The sequence below is a fragment of the Embleya sp. NPDC050154 genome, assembly GCF_044460165.1.
In the GTDB taxonomy this organism is placed as follows: domain Bacteria; phylum Actinomycetota; class Actinomycetes; order Streptomycetales; family Streptomycetaceae; genus Embleya.
Genome location: NZ_JBITJP010000043.1, coordinates 16,381 through 38,523, shown reverse-complemented (window position 1 = coordinate 38,523; position 22,143 = coordinate 16,381). Strand labels below are relative to the sequence as shown.

At 72.9% G+C, this 22,143-nt stretch carries 24 protein-coding genes; 12 read left to right on the top strand and 12 right to left on the bottom strand.

All coding sequences use genetic code 11. The annotated features are described in order from the left end of the window. The first annotated feature begins 36 nt into the window (after positions 1 to 36). Positions 37 to 939, top strand: coding sequence for an aminoglycoside phosphotransferase family protein (locus tag ACIBSV_RS48020; protein WP_395873907.1), 903 nt, complete (start codon positions 37 to 39; stop codon positions 937 to 939). 188 nt (positions 940 to 1,127) lie between these two features. Further along, entirely contained in the window at positions 1,128 to 1,523 is a 396-nt protein-coding gene (locus tag ACIBSV_RS48015; protein WP_395873906.1) for a PPOX class F420-dependent oxidoreductase, read from the top strand. Positions 1,524 to 1,649: 126 nt separating this feature from the next. On the opposite strand, the gene ACIBSV_RS48010 is transcribed toward ACIBSV_RS48015, so the two are convergent. The 4 genes from ACIBSV_RS48010 to ACIBSV_RS47995 all read right to left on the bottom strand — a co-directional run bounded on the left by ACIBSV_RS48010 (position 1,650) and on the right by ACIBSV_RS47995 (position 5,966). Further along, positions 1,650 to 2,792, bottom strand: a complete 1,143-nt coding sequence (locus ACIBSV_RS48010; RefSeq protein WP_395873905.1) for an FAD-dependent monooxygenase — start codon at positions 2,790 to 2,792, stop codon at positions 1,650 to 1,652. A 62-nt stretch (positions 2,793 to 2,854) separates the two neighbouring features. After that, positions 2,855 to 4,417, bottom strand: coding sequence for a hypothetical protein (locus ACIBSV_RS48005; RefSeq protein WP_395873904.1), 1,563 nt, complete (start codon positions 4,415 to 4,417; stop codon positions 2,855 to 2,857). Positions 4,418 to 4,431: 14 nt separating this feature from the next. After that, positions 4,432 to 5,061, bottom strand: a complete 630-nt coding sequence (locus ACIBSV_RS48000) for an ATP-binding protein (protein ID WP_395873903.1) — start codon at positions 5,059 to 5,061, stop codon at positions 4,432 to 4,434. Then, complete coding sequence (locus ACIBSV_RS47995; protein WP_395873902.1) at positions 5,058 to 5,966, bottom strand: MEDS domain-containing protein; 909 nt, start codon at positions 5,964 to 5,966, stop codon at positions 5,058 to 5,060. Before ACIBSV_RS47995 ends, ACIBSV_RS48000 begins: the two co-directional genes overlap by 4 nt. Before the next feature lie 441 nt (positions 5,967 to 6,407). Here ACIBSV_RS47995 and ACIBSV_RS47990 point away from each other — a divergent pair, with 441 nt between their 5' ends. Beyond that, a complete protein-coding gene (locus tag ACIBSV_RS47990; protein ID WP_395873901.1) occupies positions 6,408 to 8,630 on the top strand; it encodes an SDR family oxidoreductase in 2,223 nt (740 codons plus the stop codon). Positions 8,631 to 8,697: 67 nt separating this feature from the next. Here ACIBSV_RS47990 and ACIBSV_RS47985 read toward each other — a convergent pair whose 3' ends face one another. Beyond that, entirely contained in the window at positions 8,698 to 9,906 is a 1,209-nt protein-coding gene (locus ACIBSV_RS47985; protein WP_395873900.1) for a hypothetical protein, read from the bottom strand. 227 nt (positions 9,907 to 10,133) lie between these two features. Then, entirely contained in the window at positions 10,134 to 10,688 is a 555-nt protein-coding gene (locus tag ACIBSV_RS47980; RefSeq protein WP_395873899.1) for an EboA domain-containing protein, read from the bottom strand. Positions 10,689 to 11,123: 435 nt separating this feature from the next. Between ACIBSV_RS47980 and ACIBSV_RS47975 the strand changes: the two genes are divergently transcribed. The 5 genes from ACIBSV_RS47975 to ACIBSV_RS47955 all read left to right on the top strand — a co-directional run bounded on the left by ACIBSV_RS47975 (position 11,124) and on the right by ACIBSV_RS47955 (position 15,046). Then, a complete protein-coding gene (locus tag ACIBSV_RS47975; RefSeq protein ID WP_395873898.1) occupies positions 11,124 to 11,444 on the top strand; it encodes an SRPBCC domain-containing protein in 321 nt (106 codons plus the stop codon). A 204-nt stretch (positions 11,445 to 11,648) separates the two neighbouring features. After that, entirely contained in the window at positions 11,649 to 11,804 is a 156-nt protein-coding gene (locus ACIBSV_RS47970; protein ID WP_395873897.1) for a hypothetical protein, read from the top strand. A 596-nt stretch (positions 11,805 to 12,400) separates the two neighbouring features. Then, positions 12,401 to 12,961 carry a hypothetical protein gene (locus ACIBSV_RS47965; protein ID WP_395873896.1) on the top strand — a complete coding sequence of 187 codons (561 nt, stop codon included), beginning with the start codon at positions 12,401 to 12,403 and terminating at the stop codon, positions 12,959 to 12,961. A gap of 112 nt (positions 12,962 to 13,073) precedes the next feature. Next, a complete protein-coding gene (locus tag ACIBSV_RS47960; RefSeq protein ID WP_395873895.1) occupies positions 13,074 to 14,375 on the top strand; it encodes a sensor histidine kinase in 1,302 nt (433 codons plus the stop codon). Then, a complete protein-coding gene (locus tag ACIBSV_RS47955; protein WP_395873894.1) occupies positions 14,372 to 15,046 on the top strand; it encodes a response regulator in 675 nt (224 codons plus the stop codon). Before ACIBSV_RS47960 ends, ACIBSV_RS47955 begins: the two co-directional genes overlap by 4 nt. Before the next feature lie 106 nt (positions 15,047 to 15,152). Here ACIBSV_RS47955 and ACIBSV_RS47950 read toward each other — a convergent pair whose 3' ends face one another. Further along, a complete protein-coding gene (locus ACIBSV_RS47950; protein ID WP_395873893.1) occupies positions 15,153 to 16,076 on the bottom strand; it encodes a sigma-70 family RNA polymerase sigma factor in 924 nt (307 codons plus the stop codon). 235 nt (positions 16,077 to 16,311) lie between these two features. Here ACIBSV_RS47950 and ACIBSV_RS47945 point away from each other — a divergent pair, with 235 nt between their 5' ends. Beyond that, positions 16,312 to 16,941, top strand: a complete 630-nt coding sequence (locus ACIBSV_RS47945) for a hypothetical protein (protein WP_395873892.1) — start codon at positions 16,312 to 16,314, stop codon at positions 16,939 to 16,941. A gap of 97 nt (positions 16,942 to 17,038) precedes the next feature. Here ACIBSV_RS47945 and ACIBSV_RS47940 read toward each other — a convergent pair whose 3' ends face one another. From ACIBSV_RS47940 to ACIBSV_RS47925, 4 genes are all read right to left on the bottom strand, one after another. Then, positions 17,039 to 17,287: a hypothetical protein gene (locus tag ACIBSV_RS47940; RefSeq protein ID WP_395873891.1), complete on the bottom strand. Its 249-nt coding sequence runs from the start codon at positions 17,285 to 17,287 to the stop codon at positions 17,039 to 17,041. Continuing rightward, the gene (locus ACIBSV_RS47935; protein WP_395873890.1) at positions 17,284 to 17,580 is read right to left on the bottom strand and encodes a DUF6247 family protein; all 297 of its coding nucleotides are present in this window, start codon (positions 17,578 to 17,580) and stop codon (positions 17,284 to 17,286) included. The genes ACIBSV_RS47940 and ACIBSV_RS47935 overlap by 4 nt, the downstream gene beginning before the upstream one ends. Positions 17,581 to 17,691: 111 nt before the next feature. Then, complete coding sequence (locus ACIBSV_RS47930) at positions 17,692 to 18,156, bottom strand: hypothetical protein (RefSeq protein ID WP_395873889.1); 465 nt, start codon at positions 18,154 to 18,156, stop codon at positions 17,692 to 17,694. 375 nt (positions 18,157 to 18,531) lie between these two features. Continuing rightward, positions 18,532 to 19,068: a hypothetical protein gene (locus ACIBSV_RS47925; RefSeq protein WP_395873888.1), complete on the bottom strand. Its 537-nt coding sequence runs from the start codon at positions 19,066 to 19,068 to the stop codon at positions 18,532 to 18,534. 323 nt (positions 19,069 to 19,391) lie between these two features. Here ACIBSV_RS47925 and ACIBSV_RS47920 point away from each other — a divergent pair, with 323 nt between their 5' ends. Beyond that, positions 19,392 to 20,309, top strand: a complete 918-nt coding sequence (locus ACIBSV_RS47920; RefSeq protein WP_395873887.1) for an NAD-dependent epimerase/dehydratase family protein — start codon at positions 19,392 to 19,394, stop codon at positions 20,307 to 20,309. 140 nt (positions 20,310 to 20,449) lie between these two features. Here ACIBSV_RS47920 and ACIBSV_RS47915 read toward each other — a convergent pair whose 3' ends face one another. After that, positions 20,450 to 21,214 (bottom strand): GNAT family N-acetyltransferase, encoded by a 765-nt coding sequence (locus ACIBSV_RS47915; protein ID WP_395873942.1) that lies wholly within the window; start codon positions 21,212 to 21,214, stop codon positions 20,450 to 20,452. A gap of 158 nt (positions 21,215 to 21,372) precedes the next feature. On the opposite strand from ACIBSV_RS47915, the gene ACIBSV_RS47910 reads away from it, so the two are divergent. Then, the gene (locus ACIBSV_RS47910) at positions 21,373 to 21,747 is read left to right on the top strand and encodes a hypothetical protein (RefSeq protein ID WP_395873886.1); all 375 of its coding nucleotides are present in this window, start codon (positions 21,373 to 21,375) and stop codon (positions 21,745 to 21,747) included. Between the two features lie 115 nt (positions 21,748 to 21,862). Then, positions 21,863 to 22,084 (top strand): hypothetical protein, encoded by a 222-nt coding sequence (locus ACIBSV_RS47905; RefSeq protein ID WP_395873885.1) that lies wholly within the window; start codon positions 21,863 to 21,865, stop codon positions 22,082 to 22,084. Positions 22,085 to 22,143 lie beyond the last annotated feature (59 nt).

Here is a 22,143-nt window from a genome sequence, read left to right as displayed (position 1 = left end):
TGACGCTCGCCCCCGCCGCCGGTCGGATGGCCATCCATGAGCACCGCCCCGATGCATCCCGATCTGCACCCCGTCGACGAGGACCTGGTACGGCGGCTGCTCGCCGGGCAGTTCCCGCAATGGTCCGCGGCGGCCGTACGGCGATTCCCCTCCGGCGGCACGGTCAACGCCATGTACCGGCTCGGACCGGACCTGGTCGTACGGCTGCCGCTGGTGAAGGGCGGTGCCGGGGACGTGGCCCTCGAACGGGAGTGGCTGCCTCGACTCGCGCCCTTGCTACCGACGGCCATCCCGGAGGTGCTCGGCGCCGGAGAGCCGGCCGAAGGCTACCCGTGGTCGTGGTCGATCTACCGGTGGCAGCCGGGCGCCAACCCCGAGGCCGGGGCGCTGACCCAGCCCACGGCGCTCGCCGAGGATCTGGCCGGCTTCGTGACGGCCATGCGAGGCATCACCCTGCCCGGCGCACCGCGGGCCCATCGCGGCGGGCCGCTGACCGCACTCGACACCTCGACCCGGGCGGCGATCGAGGCATTGCGCACGATCCCGGACGAGGGCATCGACTGCGATGCGGTGACCGCCGTTTGGGAGGACGCACTCCGGGCGCCCGCCTGGGACGGGCCGCCGGTGTGGCTGCACGCCGACCTGATGCCGGGAAATCTCCTGGTGGACGATCGCGGCAGGCTGACCTCGGTGATCGACTTCGGCTGCCTGGGCGTGGGCGATCCGGCCTGCGACCTGTTCCCGGCCTGGAACCTGCTGCCGATCGAGGCCGGAAAGACCTTTCGCAACGTACTCGACGTGGACGACGCGACCTGGCGGCGCGGCCGGGGCCGAACGCTCTCCCAGGCCCTGATCGCCCTGCCGTACTACCGCACCACCAACCCGACCATGACCCGCAACGCCCGACACGTCATCCGAACGGTGCTGGAAGAAGCCTGAGGTCGGCCGGCACCCTGCACCCAACGCGCCCAACGCGCCCAACGCGCACCCACCCACCACCCACGCATCCATCCGCCCGCCCGCCCAAGCCATCGAGCCTTGACATCAAGTCAAGTTGAACTTCTAGGCTCCAGACGAGCATCCGGGGCCTCGGGAGCCCCGGCCCACACGGACGGAGCGCGGCGAACATGGCGATCTACACCGAGGTCGAACGTACGTACCTGATCGGGCAGGGCCTGGGCCGATTGGCCACTGTCGGCCCGAACGGCATGCCGCAGGTGCGGCCCGTCGGGTTTCGGCTGAACGAGGACGGGACCGTCGACATCGGCGGACCCAAGCTCAGCACGAGCCAGAAGTGGCGCAACGCCGAGCGCAATCCGGCGGTGGCGTTCGTCGTGGACGACATGACGCCGGACGAGCCGGGGGCCTATCGGCCGGGCTGGGGTCGCGGCGTCGAGATCCGCGGCCGGGCCGAGCTGCTCCGCGACCACGAACCGCCGTTCGCAGCCGACTTCTTCAGCAACGAGGTGTTGCGGATCCACCCCGAGCGAGTGATCGGCTGGAACCTCGAGGACGGTTCCTGACCCGAGCGGGCACGCGGCACTCCGACCACTCCCTCCCCCGACATCGCCCGATTCCCGGACGATGTCGGCGGACGTGCCCGACCGCAGGCATCGCGCGGGCATCGCGCCGCCGACGCACCGCCGTCGTCACCGAGTGCCGATCGACGCCCCCAACGCGTGTCCGCCGAAGCCGTCGTCCGCGTGCTGGGCGGCCCACCAGTCGACCATGCGCTCGGGCGTCATCGTGGTCCAGTCCGGCGTGTCCTCGACCATCGCGTAGCCCATCGCCCGGGCGACCCGGACCAGGTCCGCGCCCGCCGGATAGCGGTCCGCCTGATAGCGCGCCAGCACGTCGTCCCACGACCCGTTCGGCCCCACCGCCAGGCACGCGCTCTCGAACGCCACCGCGTCCTGGATGCCCTTGACCGCACCGCTCGCCACATGCGGACGTGCGATCGCCGCCGCGTCGCCCGCGACCAGCGTGCGACCGCTCGTGTACGCGTCCACCACCAGGTCGTTGATCGGCTGGATCAACGTCTCGCTCTCCGGGGTGGCGGTCACCAGGTCGGCCCAGAACGGCGGGAAGTACTTGCGGACCAGCGCGAGCAGCCCCGGCCGGGGGTCGGCCGTGCCGCCGACCGCGCTGTACAGGCCCCACGACATGCGGTCGCCCGTGCTGCTCGGGATGCGGTACATGACGCCTTGGCCGTTCGGGATGCAGATCGAGATCAGGTGGTCGATCGGCTCGTGCTCCCACGGAACACTCCCGCGCCACATCGCATAACCCGCGTACTGCGGTACCGCGGCGGGGAACAGCGCGGTCCGTACGGCGGAGCCGTATCCGTCGGCGCCGACCACCACGTCGTAGCGCTCCCGGGTGCCGTCCGGCAGCACCACGTCGCCGTCCGCGCCGAGGGTGACCGGCGTACCGCCGCGATAGTCCACCTCGGCCGGCACCCGGCGGCGCAACCCCTGCCACAACTGGCCCCAGTTGTAGACCCGGAACGCGGCCGACTGGTCCCACAACAAGCGGCCCCGCGCGGAACCGCCGTCGTCGACGAGCCATTTGCGCCCGACCACGTCCCGCCACGGGGTGGTGTCGTCGACATAGCCGGCGGCCTCCAACTCCACGTAACGGTCCACGTGCAGCGCGATGCCCACACCTCGATCGGCGAGTTCGCCGGTGGTGCGCTCGTACACGGTGACCTCGGCCCCGCCGCGCGCCGCCGCCAGCGCGAACGCGCAGCCCGTGATACTTCCGCCGACCACGGCGACCCTGCCTATCGGCATGCCCATCTCCCCTTGTCCGCTTCCGACTTCGTACAGATGTCCGCACGAGCCCCGGAAGGACCCTACGGGATGTCGGTGGCGATCCGATCACGGACAACGATCAGTTGGGCTCGCCTGGTTTCGTCGAAGCGGATCTCGGCCTCCGTGTCGGGTTCGTTCACCGGAAGTCGGCGCCGGGCGTCGATCAACGTGGTCAGCCTCGGCAGCGCTCCGGCCGCGTGCCGGCCCATGTCGGCAAGCACCGGAAGCGCGTGCGCCCCCACGTACTGGTCCCCGACCACCGCGGCCAATTCCCCGACGAGACGATCGGCGATCCCGGCGTCCACGACACCGTGCACTCGCCAAACGACGCTCGCCAACTCGTACTTGAGCACCGATCCACGCTCGAACAGGCTCATCGCCTGCCGGCCTTGACGTTCCGTCAAGCCGCCGCACGCCATCAACCCGATCAGTGCCCGAGCGGCCCTGCGCCGCGACTCGACCACCTCGATCGGCTGTTCCGCCAACCACGCGTCGACGCCGGCGCGCCCGCCCACCACCCGCCGGGCGGCGAAGACCGCATGCAACTCCGGTACGGCCACGTCGACTCGCGGTGGCTCGCCCAGTTCGCGCGCCGTCAGCCGGTCCGCCTCACCCGTACCCGCCGCCCACCGTTCGGCCGCGGCCCGCCACAGATCACCCGACAGCCGCAACACCCGCAGCGTCTCCTCGCGCAAGGCCGGACCCGCGCCGGCCGCGACCTCGGCCAGGGCGGGCAGGATCTCGACCGGCCCGGTCCGCCACAGCCGGACGGCCGCCGCCGCCATCTCCACCCCGACCCACCGCACGCCCTCCTCCTCGGCGGCGAGCAACGTCCTCACGACGCGGTGGCATTCGTCCTCGTGGTCGTTGCGGGCCAGGCGCCACGCCCAAGTCGAGCCCCACGAGCGAGCGTCGAGGCCGATCCGGTCCACCGCCGCCGGCAGGTCCGCCAGGATCGCGTCGTTCAGCGCACGAGACCGGGCCCACGGAACACCCTCCGCGCCCGACAACCCGAGCACCGCCGGCACCCGGACCGTCGGGTCGCCATCCTCCGACAGCGTCGTGAACAGGGCCGCGAACCTGTCACCGGTCCCGAGCAGGGCGTTCACGCCCGCCATCCGCACCGCCGGATCGGCGGACCCCGGCAGCCGCGCCGAAACCTCCTCGACCTCGCCCGTCGCCACGAACAGCGGTGCCGCCGCCATCCGGACGGCAGGCTCCGGGTCCACCACATACGCCGCGGCACGCTCGGCGACAATCGGCCAGGTTCGTCCGAACTCGCGCAACGAGCACAGCAGTTCGATGGCACGCACGCGCATCTCGACCGCTCCCGCGTCCGCGAGTCCCAGCAGCACACGCGTCATCGGTCCGTCCCGGTCCGCGCGCACCGCCTCGAAGATCGCCGTCCGCTCCGGCCCTGCTGCCACCGCCGCCGCGCCCGACCCCACCGCCCACTCGATCGTGCGCCCGTCCGGCATCGCCGGCCCGAGCGGCATCACGCGCCCCCGCGCCATGACCTGTGCGTCCGCCACCGCGCACTCGCCCACCATGGCCTGTTCGGCCGCCATCCCCTGCTCGACCGTAATCGCCCGTTCGTCCGTCATCGCGATCGACGGTGTCACACCGCAGGCGGCGGGCCCATCGAATTGCGGCGTCCGTCGGGGTCGATCGAGGTCGGCCCCGAAGCCGCCGCGGTCTCCTCCACCTCCGGTCGACCGCCCGCGTCCACTCGACCGCTCACGTCCGCTCGACCGCTCACGTCCGCTCGACCTCCCGCCTGGGGTCGACCGCTCGCCTCGGGGGATGCCGCGCCCGCCGACGTGCCCAGGTGCATCGTGATCCGCACGACCACACCCTCGGCACACTCGGCCACTTCGACCTCGTCGCACAACGCGCGGGCGATCCACAATCCCCGCCCCGGGGTCTCGTGCTTGTCGGTCAGCCGCGGAAAACTCCGCCGTCGGCAGCCGTTCTGTTCCTCACGGCTCGCGTGGATCTCACAGACCACCCGGCCCGCCCGGGGCACACATCGCAACAGGGCCGGCTTCGAGCCGTTCGTGACCGCGCACGCGGCGATCTCGTGCACCGCGAGCACCAGACAGTCGGGGCGGTCGTCGGCCAGGCCCACCGCGTCGGCGTGCCGACGCACCACGGCACGCACCAGGCACAGGTCCGACGCGCCGAACGGCAGCACCTCCACCGGGCCCCCGGTACCGGAGCGGGCGCGGTCGCGGTTCGGGCCGGTCACTGCGTTCCCCCACTACGCTCGCCGGACGGTCGGTCCCCGTCCACGATCAGGCCACCGGCACCGCTCCAGCCGAGCAGGTCGACCACCTTGCGTACGGCCGGCCCGGCGGCGCGCAGGACCAGTCGCCGGTGCGGGCCCAGCGCCGCGGCGGCCCGGTACAACGTTTCCATCGTGCTCAGGTCGGCGAACTCCAGCGCGGACAGGTCGACCACCAGATCGCGTCCCGGCTGCGCGGCGGCCCGCCGCAACGCCTCCTCCAACAGACCCAGGGTCGCCACGTCGGCCTCGCCGATCAGCCGCAGCCCCTTGGTCGTGTCGGTGACCTGCAGGCTGGGCGGACGGGCCCGCCCGGTGCCCGCGACGATCGGGTGTAATCGTTCCTGGGCGTCGATCTGCACCGAGCTGAACTCGCGCGGGTCGTACAGGCAGATCCCCATCGCCCGGCGGCCGGGCAGGCCCAGGCCGGCGAGCCGCTCGAACTCGTGCAGTTCGTCGTACCCGACGCCACCGGCTCGGCCCCACGTCATGTCACCGCACACCCGCAGGCCCCGATAGCCGTCCTCGAGCGCCTGGTCCACCGCCGCGAAGAACGTCTGCGCCATCCCCTCGGGCGTGAACTCACCTTCCCACAGCGGCGTTCGGCCGACATCGACGACCACCAGCGAGCCGTCGGCCTCGCGTTCGGCCGGCCGCGTGGGTCCTTGGGACAGCGTACTCATCAGCCAGGATCGATCGCGCCGGCCGAGCAGGCACATCACCCGCTCGTCGGCGGACAACCCGTCCCGCACGTAGCTGTGCACCGCGAGCCGGACCACCGCCTCGTCGGCCGACACGAAGCAGCAGTGGCTGCCGTAATCCATCGCTCCCACCGCGGCCACCGTGGCCCCGGCCTGGGAAGTGTCCATCCGCGTATGCCCCCTGTGGTCCCGGCATGCCTCGGGCCCGGCCCGGGCGCTCGCCCCGCTCCAGACCGTAGTGCCCCCGACCGGTACCCCCGCGCGAAAACAGTCAAGAAAGCTTCTTTCGGGGGTATCCGCCGCCCGACCACGGCACAATCGTTGGGTCCCGGTCGACACCACGGCCGACACCACGGTCGGCCCCGCATCATCCCGCGACCACGATCGCGAACCCGATCGGGTGACGCCGACACCGGTTGGCCCAATACCGCCCGGGTGCCGGCCATCCGGCGACTAGCGTCCTGACGAAACCCACTCGTCCCAGGGAAGACATTGACCACGCATGCCCCGGCGCGGCGCGCCATCGGGCCGGACTCGCCGCGCGTCGACACCGTCGACGTGACGCCTCGTCAGGCCAATCGGGAAAACCTGCAAGGAGTTTGCTGAGCCATGCGCGTCGCCATCACCGGAGCCACCGGATTCCTCGGTCTCCATCTGCTCCGCGAACTGCTCGACCGGCACCGTACGATCACCGTCCTGGCCCACGCGGGTTCGCGCGGCGCGATCGACCGGATTCGGGCCTTTCTGGAAGTCTCCGCCGCTCCCGACGAGTTGGTGCGGCGACTCCCCGAACGGCTGCGGATCGTCGAGACCGACCTGACGCTGCCCCGACTGGGCCTGACGCGGGCGGACTTCGCCTCGCTGGCCGACTCGGTCGACGTGATCTGGCACTGCGCCGGCGATTCCCGGATCGACGCGCCGTTGGCCGAGTTGCGCCCGACCAACGTCGAAGGCACCCGCCACCTGTTGGAGTTGGCCGAGGTCGGCCGGCGTCGTCCGCGCGTGCTGCACATCAGCACGGCGTACGTGGCCGGCGGCCGGCGCGATGGCACGGTGAAGGAGGAACTCCCGGACGATTCGGGTGGTTTCGAGAACGACTACGAGCGGTCCAAGTACGAGGCCGAGGTGCTCGTGCGGGACTGGGCCGCGCGGTGCGGACGCTCGGCGATGATCCTGCGGCCGACCACATTGGTCTCCGACCGGCCCGGTCTGCCCGGAAACGTTCTGCGGTACATGGTCGAACGCGCGGAGGCGACCGGAGGCTGCGCGGCCCTGGGTTGGGCCGCCCGGTTGCCGCGCCGGGTGCGGCCGGTGTTGCGGCTGGCCGCGGCGCCGGACGGCCGGCTCAATTTCGTCCCCGTGCACGAGGCCGCGCGGGTGATGACCCGGCTCGCCGATCTCGCCGGTTCCGGGGGCGTGGACGTCTACCACGTACGGCATCCGCACGACGTCCCGATCGGGGTTGTCCGCGAGGTGCTCGCCGAATTCCTGCCGGTCCGGCTGCGGTTCGTCGACCAACCGCCGGAGCGGCCGACCGGGGTGGAACGGCTCGCCGAGGCGCACACGGCGTTCACGCCGTATCTGACACACCGTCGTGGCTACGACGACTCGGGCGTGCGCGCGCTGCTCGGTGAGCCGCGTTCGAGGATCGGCGTGGATCGCGACTACCTCGTGGACTGCGTCCGGCCCGGCCGCGGCGGTCGGCGCGCCCACGCGGCGGAGAACGTGTATCGGGAGCACGGCCGCGCGGACCGGGTCGACGCACTTGAGCTCGGCGGCGTCCTGCGTTTTCGCGGCCTCGCGCCGCGCGTCGAGGATCTGCGCGAGGGGATCGCAGCCCGGCTGTGGCGGGTGCCGGTGCTGGCCTATCGCGTGGACGGCGCGTACCGGCGGCGCGGAGCGCTCGACCTGGCCCGGCACGTGCACGTGCACCCGGCCGGCGTGAACCGCCTGGGCGCCGCCGTCGACGAAGCACTCGCGGATCGGCTGCCTCGGGATCGGCCGCTGTGGGAGGCCCGACTCGTGCACGGGTACGCGGCGGACGAGTGGGCGGTGGTCTTCAAGGCTCATCGGTCGCTGCTGGACGGCGCGTCGGTGGTCGAGGTCGGTCGGCGCCTGTTCGGGGTGGAGCCGATCGACACCGCCCCGACGCCTGCGGCCGGGATGGACGAGCTCGGCGCGGGCGAGCGGCTGCGCTGCCTGGTTCCGCCGAGCACGCGGCCGTTCGCGACGCGCGGGCTGACCGGTACCCGTCGGATGGCCTGGCTGGGCCTGGACGCCAAGCGGCTGCGCGCGGCGGTACACGACACGGGCGCCGAGCCGGACGCGCTGTTCCTCGCCGCCCTCACCGGCGCGCTGCGGGATTGCCCGGGCGTCCCGTGGCGACGCGGGCCGAAGCCGGTCTGGGCCCTCGTACCGTCCGCCGCCGGCGGCTGGGCCCGTGCGGAACCGGGCAGCCACGCCCGGCCGACCCGGGTCCGGCTGCCCTGCGACCAGGCGGACCCCGCGCGGCGCCTGGCGCTGATCGCGCAGACGCCCGCGGCGTCGGGCGTGCGCTGGGGGCTGCGCGCGGCGATGTCGCCATGGCAGGTGGACGTGGCGGCGGAGCCGGCTCAGGGGTGGCTGCGCCGGCCGTACGCGTTCCGCGGGTCCTCGATGGTGGGTGCGGTCCCCTTCGGCGGTGTGCCCCGGGGTGTGCCGTTCGGAGTGTTCCTGGGCACGTTCGAGGACACGTTGTACGTGAGCGCCACGGTCGACACGGCCCTGCCGGGCGAGCTGGCGGAATCCCTGTGCGCGTCGTGGTCGACGGCGCTGGACGAACTCGCGGCCTGAGCCGGTCCTGGTTCGGCCGTCGGGCGGGCCCGTACCCGCCCTGCGGCCGAACCGGCCGGATCCCTCGTCAGACCAGGTGCCGCCACACGTCGACGTCGGCCGTGCGGCTCCAGGTCGCGTCGCCGTGGCCGTAGTTCGCCACGACGGTGAAGCCCACCTTCGGGTTGCCGCCGGCCCGGATCAGTTCCGCGCCCCGGGGGTGGTCGCCGCGTCCCAGGGCGGTGTTCACCCAGGTGACCTCGGCGTCGATGGCCGACCAGTCGATGCGATACACCGAGTCCTCGCCGGCCCAGATCGCGGTGAGGTCGCGCATCAGCGCGGTGGGGATCAGGCCGCCGCCGAACCGGGCGCCGGCCTCGGCCCACACCGACAGCGGCGCGTGCGCGAGCGCGAACCGGTCCTGGTCGGGCGTCGCGCCGAACGTGAAGTCGCCTGCGGCGAAGCCCTGTTCGTAGACCCAGTTGGTGAGCCCCGGCAGGCTGTTCGTGTGGATCAGCGCGAAGTGCGCGAGTGCCGCGTTGGTGAAGCGGGTGCCCGGGTCGACGGGTCGCGGTACCGGCGAGGCGCCGTTCGGGTCGCCGACCGCCCGCGCGAGCAGGCCCTTCAGGCCCGGGTCGCTCGCGTAGCCGCCGGCGGCGAGTTCGCGGTCGAGCGCGACCCTGGTCTGCGCGGCCCGTACCGCGAGCTCGCCCTCGTACGGCCCGGTGGTGTCCAGCACCATCACCCGGCGCAGCCTGGGCGATCGGTCCGCCGCGAGGTCGAGCGCGAGCGCGGCGCCGGCGGAGTGGCCGAGCAGGTCGTAGGGCACCCGCAGCGCCGCGTCGACCGCGTCGATCACCTTGCGCGCGTCCCGCTTGTGCGCGGCCTGGCCCCACGCGGGGCCGAGGTCGGCGGCCGTCGCGTCGTTTTCGCGCGGCGAGACGCCGATCACCAGGTAGCCGCGTTCGCGCAGGTGATGGGTGAGGTTGTGGGCGGTGGGGGTGAAGAAGTTCGAGGAGAAGTCGAGGCCGCCGCCGGGCAGCAGGTAAACGAGCCGGCGCGGCAGGTGTCGGGTGTCGGCGACCACGTCCACCACCAACGGCACCGCCGCGTCCCGTACTTCCAGCCGGGTCCGGGTCCAGCCGGAGCCGTGTTCGCGCCCGCGCACCTCGAGGTCGCCGCCCAGCGCGCCGGCGATGCGTTCCGCCACCGGTTGCCCACCCGCCCGGCCGGTGCCCGCTCCCAGGCCGATCAGCGCCGGGGTCGCGAGCACGGCCAACGCCTTCCTGCGTCGCATCGCCTTCCCCCTCCTTCGACGACGTCAAGCCTGGTCGGCGCACCCGGCACGCCACAAGTACCCGCGGCGATCCGCCACGAGCACACGCCCGGCCGGGCCGCTGCGGGCCGACGGATTCGGCGGTCCCCACCCGGCGACCGTGCCCGGTCGCCGGCATGGTGCGGACCCGCCGGTGCGGTTCGCTCCGCACCGGCGGGTCCGCACCGTGTCGGCCGGCCCGGGACGCGCTAGCCGGGCTGCACCGGCTGTACGGACCGCTCCGCCTGTTCGGACCGTTCCGCCCGGCGCGGCTGCACCACCGCCCGGTCCGAACCATCCGATCCTTGCGCTCCTTGCGATGCGTCCGATCGTGCCGACTCCGCCGGTTCCGGGCCGGCGACGACCTCCGCGAAGCGGGCGGCGGCGATCAGTTGCGGGTCGCCGGTGCGCAGCGCGTCCTCGACGAGCGCGCCGGCCAGGGCCGGATCACGCTCGGACACCGCGAGGTAGGGCAAGGCCCGCAACACGGCTCGACGTTCGTGCGCGTCGCCGCGCCAGTACAGGGTGCGCAGGTGCGCGGACAGGTCACACTCGGGCGTACGCGCGGCCAATTCGGCCAGCGCCAGGACCCGCGCGGCGTCGTCGCAGGTCCACCCGGGCAGGCCGATCAGCGGCGCTCGGCCGCAGGCGCGGCCGGCCGCGGCGAACGCGGTGAAGTCGGCGAGCGTGGGCCAGTCCTCGCTGCCCGGTTTGGCGGACGCGGTGAACGCGCTTCGCAGAGCTGCGATCGGCGGGTGGGGCATGGGCGGATTCCTCCCGGTGGCCGGCGATGCGCGATACGCACCTGTGGCTGTGCGTTCCCCATCCGAGGTGATCGCCAATCGAACGATTCACGGATGGGCGTAGCGGTGCCGCGGGGCGGACGTTCAAGCCGAATCGCATTCCCGACAAAGCCGAACTTTCGGTCATCCGTCGATCTTCACGCCCGGCGTCCGCCCGCTCGGGCGGCGGGCCTCGGCCGAGGAGGCGCACAGGGCGCGCGCACGGCGCATTCTTGACCTTCAGCGGACCTTTCGCGGACCGTTCGCAGGCTGACGCGAACGTTGACGAGATCTACCGTTGGTGAATGGTCCGTGAACCGCTCGTCGAGGTCAGTGTCGTGATCGCCGCGCCTGCCGAGGCGGTCTGGCATGCCCTCGTGGACGCGGACACGCGCGCGATGTGGTGGCGCTATCTCGATGGACGCGCGGGTCGGCGGTCGGCTCAGCGAGCGCTGGAGCGGAGCGGACGGCGAGGCCCGGTTGACCACCGGCCGGGTCCGGGCACTGGAACCGTGCCGCCTGCTGCGCTTCACCTGGGCCGACGACGACTGGGCGATGTCCACGACGGTGACCATCGAGCCGGCCCGGGCTCGTCCGGGCGCCCAGATCCGGATCCGCGAGACCGGCTGGAGTCGCCTCCGGGACGGCCCGAGCCTGGCCGCCGCGCACCGCGACGGCTGGGGTGCGCACGTCGAGGACCTGCGCCGCTTCACCGAGGCCGCCGGCGGCCCGCGTTGACCGCGCGGGGTGTGCTCGGCGTCGTACCGGTCCGCGCCGGCACCACCCGCCATGGACCGGTGGTCGCCGGCGGTTGACGCGGGGGCGGACGGTAGTGTTGTGGCGCCGTTCGGAGGACGAACGGCGGAGCGAGCCGGGTCCGGTTCGCGCGATCGGTGTCGCCGGTGGCGTGGTCGGCCGGCTGCACCACCTTTGGGAGTCATCGTGTTGAACGCCCTCGGCGCCCTCGCCGAACTCACCCCTTTCCTCGTCGTGGCGGTCGGTTTCACCTTCGTGATCCGCGGCATCCTGCGCGCGGACCGGCGCGAGCGCGAGCACTACGCCAAGCAGGACACCGAGACTCAGGTGCCCTCGTCCTGACCATCGCGTCGGACGTCGCCGGGGCTGACCCTCGGGCGCCTGCGGTCGGCCCGGCGTCGCGCGCGGAGAGCACTCGGCCGACGGAGCGGCACCGGCCGAGCAGCCGGGTGGACCGGCCCGCCGGAGGAAATCGCCTGGCCCCGAATCGGCGGGCCACGCTACGGTTTCCGCGGCCTTCCGGTGCGCAGGCTGCGGATACTCCATGGAGCCTTCAAGGGCAGTGAAATGTACGGGGCCCAGAGTCCCGGTCTCCGCGGCCGCCTCGATCTCGGCGGGCCGCCTGCTTCTCCCGGCACAGTGCGGCCGGACCGGACCGCCGGGTCGTCGACCCGGCGGTCGCGTCGTTTCCCGCACTTCGACCGCGGCACCGACACGGGTTCGAGCGCGCCGACTCCGGAGCGCCGTCGCGTCGGCATCCTCGGCCCCACCGCGCAGACCCCGACCCCCTACCGGGGTATCACTCCGGAGTTGGCGCCGCGGTGTGATGCCCCCGCGGGGCCCGACTCCTACCTTGGGGAACACGCCGAAACCGGCCGCACCCGCGCCGGTATCGCCCCGCCCGCGCGGCTCGCGGGCACAGCCCCGAGGACTGCGCCATGACATCCACGACCGCTCACCCCGCCGCCGCAACCCTCGCCCGCTCCCCGAGCCGGCGCACGACGCGCCGCACGATCCGCCGCTTCGCGCCCGGTTCGGTGCGCGAGGCCGGTCGGCGCTCGATGTACGCGCTGATCGCGCTGCCGCTCGGTCTGCTGAGCATCGGCCTGGTGCTCGGCGGCCGGCCCGCCCGCGCGGCCCGCGTGCGGCTCGCGGCGGCCCGGCGGTTCCTGGACACAAAGTCGGACGAGACGACCGGACGGCCCGGCCCCGGCCCGCTCCGGGTGCTCCGGGACGGCGTGCTCGACGCCGCACTGGGCATCCCGACGCTGATCCTGGCCGGGTACGCGTACGGCAACACCCTGCGCAACCTGACCTACCCGATCTGGTACGGCGACACCGACTACCACGACGCGTGGGGCGGGCCGACCCTGGCCGGTGTCTGGACCGTGCACGCGATCGGCGGCCTCGCCTTCTTCGCGGTGTGTCTGTGCCTGATCAAGGCGCTCACCGACGTACCGGCGACCGTGGCCCGCCGAACGTTCGGGCCGCGGACCTGACCGCCACGCAGGCACTCGCCCGCCCGCTCCCGCTCCCGCCCCGGAGACCGCGATGGACACCGCCCTCGCCCCGCCCGACCGATCGGTCCATCCGGGCATAGCATCACCAACCGTGAAGATCGTTCGACCGCCGACCGTCCTGGCCACGCTCCGCGAGGCGTTGTCCCTGGACTCGGTGGCCCCGCTGCCCAACACCCGCCGCGCGAGGCGGGTGTTGTCGCTGACCGCGCTGCTGATCGGCGTGGCCGGTTGGCTCGACCTGTACCAGCACTACGACGTGTCGGCCGCGGGCGCGACCGTCTCCGCCATCGCCCGCGCGGTCCCGGTGCTGCTGTGCCTGTATCGCCCGCCGGCTGCCTGGTGGTTGGCGCTGACCGCGGCGATCGCGACGGCGGTGCCGACCCACCCGGTGTCCGACTCCGAGCCGTGGCCGTGGGCGGTGACCTCGGTGTTCTCGCTGGTCGTCGTCCTGAGCGTGATCGCGCTGCGGGCGCCGCGTCGGGTGCTGGTCGTCCTGTGGCTGGTGCTGCTCGCGGCCGGCACGGTGCTGATGCTCACCCGCTGTCCGATCGACGTCGACGAACTGCTGCCGATAGCCGTCCTGTCCGCCCTCGCCCCACTCACCGCCGAGGCGATCGGCAGCCGAAGTGCCGTGCAGCGCCGACTGGTCCGGGTCGAGGAGATCAGCCAGGCCGAACACGCCCGGCGCACCCTCCTGGAGGAACGCACCAGGATCGCCCGCGAGTTGCACGACGTGGTGGCCCACCACATGTCGGTGATCACCGTTCAGGCGGACAGCGCGCCGTATCGCATCGTCGACCTGCCGCCCGCGGCCGTCACCGAGTTCGGCACGATCGCCGCCGAGGCACGCCGCTCGCTCACCGAGATGCGCCGCCTGCTGCACGTGCTGCGCCAGGACGCGGACGCCGGCGCCGAGCACAGCCCGCAACCGGGTCTGGCCGAATTGCCCGTACTGATCGAGACCGCGCATCGGGCCGGCCTGGAGGCGCATCTGTCGATCGAGGACTCCGTGCCCGCGCCGGACCGAATCCCGGTGGGCGTACAACTCTCCGCGTACCGGTTGATCCAGGAGTCGCTCAGCAACGTGGTCCGGCACGCCCCGGGCGCCTCGGTACGGGTCACCGTGACCGCGGACGCCTCGGCGCTGCGGCTGACCGTGGTCAACTCCGCTCCTGGAGCGGCCGGCAGGCCCGTGGAGCCGCGCGGGCCGGTCGAGGATTCCGGCCCGACCGGCACCGGCCAGGGCCTGATCGGCATGCGCGAGCGGGTCGCGATGCTGGCCGGCGAGTTGCACACCGGGGCGTTGGAGGACGGCGGCTTCCGGGTCGCTGCCATGCTTCCCCTACCGCCGGCCGACGCCACGTCGGCCCCGACCACCCCCGGAGCGGCATGACCACCGTAGTGATCGCCGACGACCAGGCGATGATCCGTGCCGGCTTCGCCGCGCTGCTCGCCGCCCAGCCGGACCTGGAGGTGGTCGGCGAGGCCGCCGACGGGCGCGAGGCGGTCCGGCTGACCCGGGAGACCCGGCCGGACGTGGTCCTGATGGACGTGCGGATGCCGATCCTGGACGGCCTGGCCGCGACCCGCGAACTGCTCGGCGAAACCGACGCGTTCGACGCGATGCCCAGGGTGTTGATGCTGACCACGTTCGACATCGACGACTACGTGTACGAGGCGCTGCGCGCGGGTGCGAGCGGCTTCCTGCTCAAGGACGCCTCCCCCGCCGATCTGATCGCCGCCGTGCGGATCGTCGCGGCCGGGGACGCCCTCCTGGCGCCCTCGATCACCCGTCGGCTGATCGCCGACTTCGCTCGCAACCGGCCGATCACACGTGCGAGTTCGACCCGCCTGGGCACCCTCACCCCGCGCGAGACCGAGGTGCTCGGGCTGATCGCGCAGGGCCGCTCCAACGGCGAGATCGCCGCCCACCTCGTGCTCGCCGAACAGACGGTCAAGACGCACGTGAGCCGGATCCTGGACAAGCTCGACCTGCGCGACCGCGCCCAGGCGGTGGTCTTCGCCTACGAGAGCGGCCTGATCACCCCGGGCACACCGGGGTAGCCCGACCGAGCCGAAACGGACCGCGCCGAACCGAGCGTCCGCGAGCGGGTCGGCGACGCTCCGTTGCCGACCCGCTCGTACGCGAACCCTCCCGGCCGCCTCGCGCCTACTCCGTGGGCAGCCCCAGGGCGCGCAACTCGGCCGGGTCTCCCGGTCCGACCACGTCCTTGATGTCCGGACGGGCCAGGCGGGCGGGGTCGGCGAGGATGTTGATCTCGACGATCTTGTCACCCACGATGGTGAAGTCCATCACCCCGAACGCCTTGCCGCCCGGCGCGTTCAGCAGACCCGGAGCCCCGTTGATGAGCACGGGTCGGGCGTACTGCGCGAAGCGCGCGAAGGTGAGCGCCTGCTCGACCACCGCGCGGGCGCCGCGGACCAGTTGGGAGACACCGATCGGGCCGCTGCCGGTGTCGGCACGGAGCAGGACGTCGGGGTCGAGCAGGTCCAGCAGGGCCTGGAAGTCGCCGGCCCGGGAGGCGGCCAGGAAGGCGTCCACGACGCGGCGCTGACGCGGCAGATCCGGCTCCGGCGCCGCGCCCTGCACCCGACGCCGGGCACGGCTGGCGAGCTGCCGGGTCGCCGCGGTCGACTTGTCCACGATCGGCGCGATGTCGTCGAACGGCATCGCGAACATGTCGTGCAGCACGAAGGCGAGCCGCTCGGCGGGGGGCAGCGTGTCCAGCACGACCAGCATCGCCAGCCCGACCGAGTCGGCGAGGACCGCGAGCTCCTCGGGGTCGGCCCCCTCCGCGTGCGAGACGATCGGGTCCGGCACGTGCGTGTCCCACATGTCCTCGCGCCGGGACTTGCGCGAGCGCAGCATGTCCAGGCAGACCCGCCCGACGACCGTGGTCAGCCAGCCGCCGAGGTTGTGCACATCGCTGATGTCGGAGCGGTCCAGTCGCAGCCAGGCCTCCTGGACGGCGTCCTCCGCCTCACTGAGCGAGCCGAGCATGCGATACGCCACCGCCCGCAGATGGCTGCGGTTCTCCTCGAACCGTTCGGCAAGCAGTTCGTGCTCCGTCATCGTTCGCTTTCTCCCGTTCCCGTTCCCCCGGCGCTGTGAGCGACGGATTCCAGACGATATGACACCCGGAAACCGCCGTCCCGGCGCCCCGCCCACCGGCTCGGCCTTCCGGGGTCCGCCGCTCGTGCGCCGGGCCGTGCCCGGTGAGGGACTTCCCGCCGATCCGCCCGCAAAGGTGTCCCCTCGGCCGAACCCCTGGTTGCATGGGCGGCGACCAGGATCGAGGAGGGACCGCGTGCCCAGGCGACGGCCGAATGTGCCCGCGCGACGCGGCACGGCGCAACTGTCGGCCCTTGCCCTGCTCGCCGCCGCCGGCTGCGCGGCGTGCGGCGACACCGCGGCCGCGGCGCCGGACCGAGCCGTCACCGGCTACACCGACGGCGTCGTGTCCGCCACGGTCCCGTGGCAGGGCCGGTCGATCACCTTCGAGGTGGCGGTCGGCGTCACCACTTCGCCCGAGCCGCCGCGGATCACCGACCGGCTGCCCAAGGTCGGCACCGCCCCGAAGGGCACGATGTTCGTCCTGATCGGCCTGCACGCGGCCCTGCGCCCGACGGCCCACCCCGACTCCGGTTCCGGTTCCGGTGCGGACCCGGCCCGTTGCACCTTCGCCTACGGCCACAAGCTCGCCGACGAGGTGGTGCTGCGGCTGCCCGACGGCCGTCGCGTCCCGGTTCTGAACGCCTCCCCGCAGCCGGACCTCTACGCCGCCTCGGTCGAACTCGCCTTCCAGGTACCGGAGTCCTTCCGCGCCGGCACCCTCGCCCTGACTCCGACCGGCACCCTGCGCGCGGCCTGCCCGACCGGCCCGACCGACATCCCGCTGACCTTCCCCACCCACCACTTCACCCTCAGAGCCGACTGAGCCGATCGAACCACCCAGCCGAGCGAGGCAAGCCAGGGGAGCCAGGACAGCCGAGGGACCCGGTAGACCCGGGAGGCCGAGCCGACCGACCCGCCCGTCACCCGATCCACACCAGGTTGATCACACTCACCATCACCCGGTTCTCCTGCACGATGTACGTCGCGAAGCCGTGCGCCGCGAAGGCCGCCTCCAGGGTGTCCTTGAGGCCACCGCTCATCCGCGCGCCCGCGTTCCACGGGTCGTGGCGCAGTCGCCGCTCCAGTTCGATCCAGGCCCGGCGGGCGGCGGTCGGCAGAGTGCGCCGAATCGCCTCGGCCTCGACGTGGTACTCGACGCCATAGCTCACCGCTGCGCCCGGAACAACCGGTCCACCCGGGGCCGGACGACCCCGGACAGATCGCCCTCCCGGATCCGCCGGGCCCGCTCCAACACGGCCTCGTGGTCGCCGTTCCGGTGATGCACGAGCCGCCGCTGCCACGGGAGCAACACGTGCGCGAGCAGGGCCAGATCGCCCGCGTCGCGCGCGTGCTCCAGGGCCCGGCCGTACTCGACATCGAACTCCTCCCGCGCCCCCTCCGGGAGTTCGGCCCGCAACTGCCCCGGCGTGGGCCACAGCGCACCGCCGGTATGGACGGTCACGGCCGAAGCGGATGGATCACGAGGCGCGGTCATGCCCCCAAGCGTCGCACCACGCCCCCACTCGACCACCCCTGCTCGCGGAAATCCGACGCCCCGGCGCCCACCGCGCGCTCACAACCGGAGCTTGTGCCACGCCGTGCGCAGGGCCTCCAGCTCGCGACGGGGGAACGGCCGCCGCCAGTCCGCGTACCAGCGGTCCTCGCCGAGGTCGAAGTCCACCCGGTCGAATCCGCGCAGTACGCTCCGCGCGAGCAGTTCGATCGGGTGGCGCGCCTCCCACAACACCTCGCCGGGCCGGTTCCGCATCGATGCGTCGGCGTATTCGACGATCCTGATCTCCACCGCGTCGCCGTCCGGGCTCAGGTGCCACAGATAGCCGTTGGGTTCGGCCTCGAACATCACCTTGTGGTCGCCCGGTTCGCCGAGCGCGAGCCGGGTCGCCGCGTCGATCAGTTCCGCGGGCGCGTCGGTGATGTAGGAGACGACCAACTGCGCCTCCCCGGTGGTGTCGGCGATGGTGCAGTCGGCCCAGCCGGAACCCGAAAGGGTCCAGGTGAACCACAGCGATGCCTTCATTCCGGACATGTTGCCGGCCTTCCTGGAATCACCGCATGGATCGCACGAATCTCACCCGTCCGGCCGGCGCATGGGACGCGCTGCGCCTGGATGTACCCGAGTCCGTGCGGCCGTCGCTGCGCCTGCCGGTGGCGGGGACCCGCAAGCTCGTCCCGGTCGACGAGCCGGCCGCGGCCCCGCTGTTGGTGTCGTCCCGCCCGATGGCGTACGGCGCCCACGTAGAGGGCCCGGTGGACGGTTACGAGCAGCGGATGGCATCGATACACCGCGGCTCCCGACGCCGGTGCGAACGCGGTACGGGACGCGGGCCGGCAACTCGCGCGCGACCTGCACCGGCCGCGCGCGGGCTACGGCCCGACCCGGGCGCCCGGCCGCTCAAGGGCGGCGTCCCCGCCTGGCGGGGGCCGGGCGCGCGCCATGCACCCGACCGGGCACGCCGAGCGCCCGGTCACCGCCCGGCTCCGGCCCGGCCCGCTCGGCCTCGTCGCGAACGCGTACGTCGAGCACCGCCGCCGCGCCCACCCGCCCGTCGCGTACCGCCTCGGCCCGCACCGCCGCGTGATACGGCCCGGCCGCGCCGGCGAACGCCCCCGCGCCCATCGGACCACTCTCGCGCGGGACCCGATAGCGCACGGTCCACACCACCTCCGCGCCCGGGCCGATCGGCGCGCCCGGCTCCGGCTCCACCACCGCGACCCGCTCCTGGTCGAACACCCGGACCCGGAACCGCTCGGCCCCGCCCCCGCGATTGCGCACCAGCAACCGAGCCTCCACCACCTCCCCGGGGGTGGCCGCGATCCGCGCCCGTTCGAATCCGACCTGCACCGCGAGGGCCGGATCGCCCACGCGCTGCCCGGCCAGATCGGCCCCGCACAGCGGCCCCTCGCAGTATCCGTGGCGCTCGTCCGCCACCGGAGTCCCACATAGTCGGCAGTGCCCCGTCACACTCATGGCTGCCCCCGAACGTCGATCCCCCCGCGTCCGAAGACGCCCAACCGAGAAGACCCGTTCCGCATTCGTCCGCGGATAAGGGAAGCCCCTCGTTCCCTCCCTTCCCCCTGATCGCATCCTGCACTAACGTGCCGGCACACCCGGCCGCCCGGCGTCCTCGGACGATCCGTGCACCGGACACCACGACCGCGGGCCGAACCCACCCGGCCCCACCGGCGTCCGCCGAACTCGCGGCGGAATCCGGCCCCACGCACAGCGCAGCGACCCGCACGGAGGTTGTCCCCATGGCATCGACCCTCACCGGCGCGAAGATCGTCGTCACCGGTGTCACCGGCCAAGTCGCCGAACCGGTCGCCAAGATCCTCGCCCGGGACAACGACGTGTACGGCGCCGCCCGCTTCCACGACGACGAGGCCCGCGAGCGCCTGGAGGCCGCGGGCGTCACGTGCGTGAAGATCGACCTGGCCGCCGGCGACGTCGCGGCGCTGCCCGCCGACGCCGACTACGTGGTCAACTTCGCCGTGGCCAAGAACGGCGACTGGAACGTGGACCTGGACGCGAACGCGGGCGGCGTACTGTCCCTGATGGAGCATCACCAGGCCGCCCGGGCCTTCCTGCACTGCTCCTCCACCGCTGTCTACCAGCCCGCCGGCCACAAGGAACTGAGGGAAAGCGCTGCTCTGGGAGACAACCACGGCGTGTGGTCGTTCCTGGAGACGTACAGCATCTGCAAGATCGCCGCCGAGGGCGCCGCCCGCTGGGGTGCGCGCCGGTTCGCGCTGCCGACCACGATCGCCCGCCTGTCGGTGCCCTACGGCGACAACGGTGGCTGGCCCGGCATCCACTTGGAGATGATGCTCGGCGGCGCGCCCGTCGACGTGCACACCAACGCCCCGAGCGTCTACCACCCGATCCACGTGGACGACATCGCCGGCACGCTGCCCGCGCTGTTCGCGGCGGCCACACCCGAGGTCACCACCGTCAACTGGGGCGGCAGCGACCCGGTGAGCATCGAGGAATGGTGCGGCTACCTGGCTGAACTCACCGGCGTGACACCCGAGTTCAACGCCACCGACGCGACCATCGACTCGGTCACGCTGGACCTGACCCGGATGCACGAAATCACCGGCCGCACCACCGTGCACTGGCGGGACGGGATGCGCCGGATGGTCGAGGCCCTGCACCCGGAACTGCTCAAGTAGGACCGATCCGGGCCGCGCGTCGTCGAAGCGCACGTTGTCCGGCGACGCGTCGATCCGGCCCGCGTGCGTCCGGGTTCGGCCCGCGGTCGGCCCGCGTCCGGTTCACGCTCGCCCCGCGCGCTCACCTCGCGAACGCGCGCTCACCTCGCGAACGCGTGCTCGGTGACCGGCCCGAGTGCCTCGAAGCCCAGCTTCCGGTACACCGGTTCGCCGGCCGCCGACGCCTGGAGCACCGCGACCGAATGCCCCTCGTCGACCGCCGTGTCCAGCGCGGCCCGGGTCAGGGCCGCGCCGTACCCGCGCATGCGGTGGGTGGCCAACGTCGCGATGTTGTACACGCCCGCGACACCGGCGTGCGCGAACACCTCGGCGGTGGCCACCGGCCGGTCGTCCAGGTACCCGACCAGGTAGCGCGCGGCCGATGCGAGCGCGGCCTCGGCGGTCAGTTCGACGAACCGCACGACATCACCCGCGGACGGCGTCCACAGCGTCGACAACACCTCGGCGAAGTCGAGCAACCCCGTGCGCGTGCGCACCGGTTCGATCCGCAACCCGGCCGGCGGCGCGGCCTCGGCGGGCGTGCTCCGGGTCCACCGCGCCCACATGGCCACCTCGGTCTCGTTGACCGGCAGGCCGTGTGCCACCAGCCGCTCGGCCAGGTCCGTCGGCCGCGACCCCCGGGTGACCCACCACGAGAACGGCCGCCCGGTCGCCGCGATCCGGCGCACCGTGCGCTCGACGGCCGCGTCGACCGTCTCGGCGGTCAGCCGCGCGCCCGCGACGATGTTGTACGAATCGTGCGCCAGACCGCTGTCCGCGAGGACCACCCGGTCGTCCTCGTCCACCCGCATCCCGGGAGTGACCCGATGCAGGTGGCACGCGTGCTCGGCAAGGTTGCGGTCCATGGCTTCGATCGGTGCGCGCATCCGGCCATTGTCACCGGGTGCCCCGCCCGAACCCCGCAACGACCGGGCACCGGCCGCCCGGTTCCGGGAGCGCCGGCGTACCCCTTCGACCGGCAAACGTGCCGAACCCGTGACCGGGCGCCGGCACACTCGGCCGCGTGACCGAATCCACTGACGCCCCGACCCCCGCCGAGGATCCCGCCTGGCACTCCGTGCGCTGTCTGTTCCGCCATCAGCCGGACATCTACGAGGAACGCATCACGCTGTGGCGCGCCGCCGACTTGGATGAGGCCATCGCGCTGGCCGAGGCGGACGCGCTGGAATACGCCCGCGACGTGAACGACGCCGAATACCTGGGTCTCGCGCAGGCGTTCCGGCTGTTCGACGCGCAGGTCGGACACGGTACGGAGGTCTTCTCGCTGGCCCGGGACAGCCCGCTGGAACCGACCGAGTACCTCGACGCGTTCTTCGACACGGGCACCGAGCGACAACGTCGGGTCATGGCCGACAGTGATCCCCCGGACGCCCGGTGACCGCCCGCCGCGACAGCCGTCGCCCGGTGTTCATCCGGGGTCGGGTTCACAACTCCGGCTTCGCACGGGACCATGGAGGGCAACTGCCCTATAGATGTAGGTAGGGAGGAGCGCCATGGACGGACTCGTCGTGCTCGCCGTGTCCGCGTGTCTGCTCGGCTTGACCGTGCTCCTGGTGGTGCGCTCGCTCGGCCGTCGCGACCTCAGCACCGCACCCAGGGACCTGCTGCGCGAGGACGGCGTCGCCGACCTCGACGCGGCCGAGTGGTCACCGGACACCGAATGGCCTCGGCAGACCGATGCCGGTACCGCGCCGGACTCGCGCACCTGCCGCTGACTCGGCCGGGCAGAGCCCGCCACGCGTCGGCAGCGGTGCCGGGTCCGGCATCGACGGCC

Bases quoted from the DNA above. Each gene is read 5' to 3' on its own strand.
- ACIBSV_RS48020 (WP_395873907.1), top strand. From the start codon at position 37: ATGAGCACCGCCCCGATGCATCCCGATCTGCACCCCGTCGACGAGGAC.
- ACIBSV_RS48015 (WP_395873906.1), top strand. From the start codon at position 1,128: ATGGCGATCTACACCGAGGTCGAACGTACGTACCTGATCGGGCAGGGC.
- ACIBSV_RS48010 (WP_395873905.1), bottom strand. From the start codon at position 2,792: ATGCCGATAGGCAGGGTCGCCGTGGTCGGCGGAAGTATCACGGGCTGC.
- ACIBSV_RS48005 (WP_395873904.1), bottom strand. From the start codon at position 4,417: ATGACGGACGAACGGGCGATTACGGTCGAGCAGGGGATGGCGGCCGAA.
- ACIBSV_RS47995 (WP_395873902.1), bottom strand. From the start codon at position 5,966: ATGGACACTTCCCAGGCCGGGGCCACGGTGGCCGCGGTGGGAGCGATG.
- ACIBSV_RS47990 (WP_395873901.1), top strand. From the start codon at position 6,408: ATGCGCGTCGCCATCACCGGAGCCACCGGATTCCTCGGTCTCCATCTG.
- ACIBSV_RS47985 (WP_395873900.1), bottom strand. From the start codon at position 9,906: ATGCGACGCAGGAAGGCGTTGGCCGTGCTCGCGACCCCGGCGCTGATC.
- ACIBSV_RS47980 (WP_395873899.1), bottom strand. From the start codon at position 10,688: ATGCCCCACCCGCCGATCGCAGCTCTGCGAAGCGCGTTCACCGCGTCC.
- ACIBSV_RS47975 (WP_395873898.1), top strand. From the start codon at position 11,124: ATGGACGCGCGGGTCGGCGGTCGGCTCAGCGAGCGCTGGAGCGGAGCG.
- ACIBSV_RS47965 (WP_395873896.1), top strand. From the start codon at position 12,401: ATGACATCCACGACCGCTCACCCCGCCGCCGCAACCCTCGCCCGCTCC.
- ACIBSV_RS47955 (WP_395873894.1), top strand. From the start codon at position 14,372: ATGACCACCGTAGTGATCGCCGACGACCAGGCGATGATCCGTGCCGGC.
- ACIBSV_RS47950 (WP_395873893.1), bottom strand. From the start codon at position 16,076: ATGACGGAGCACGAACTGCTTGCCGAACGGTTCGAGGAGAACCGCAGC.
- ACIBSV_RS47930 (WP_395873889.1), bottom strand. From the start codon at position 18,156: ATGAAGGCATCGCTGTGGTTCACCTGGACCCTTTCGGGTTCCGGCTGG.
- ACIBSV_RS47920 (WP_395873887.1), top strand. From the start codon at position 19,392: ATGGCATCGACCCTCACCGGCGCGAAGATCGTCGTCACCGGTGTCACC.
- ACIBSV_RS47915 (WP_395873942.1), bottom strand. From the start codon at position 21,214: ATGGACCGCAACCTTGCCGAGCACGCGTGCCACCTGCATCGGGTCACT.
- ACIBSV_RS47905 (WP_395873885.1), top strand. From the start codon at position 21,863: ATGGACGGACTCGTCGTGCTCGCCGTGTCCGCGTGTCTGCTCGGCTTG.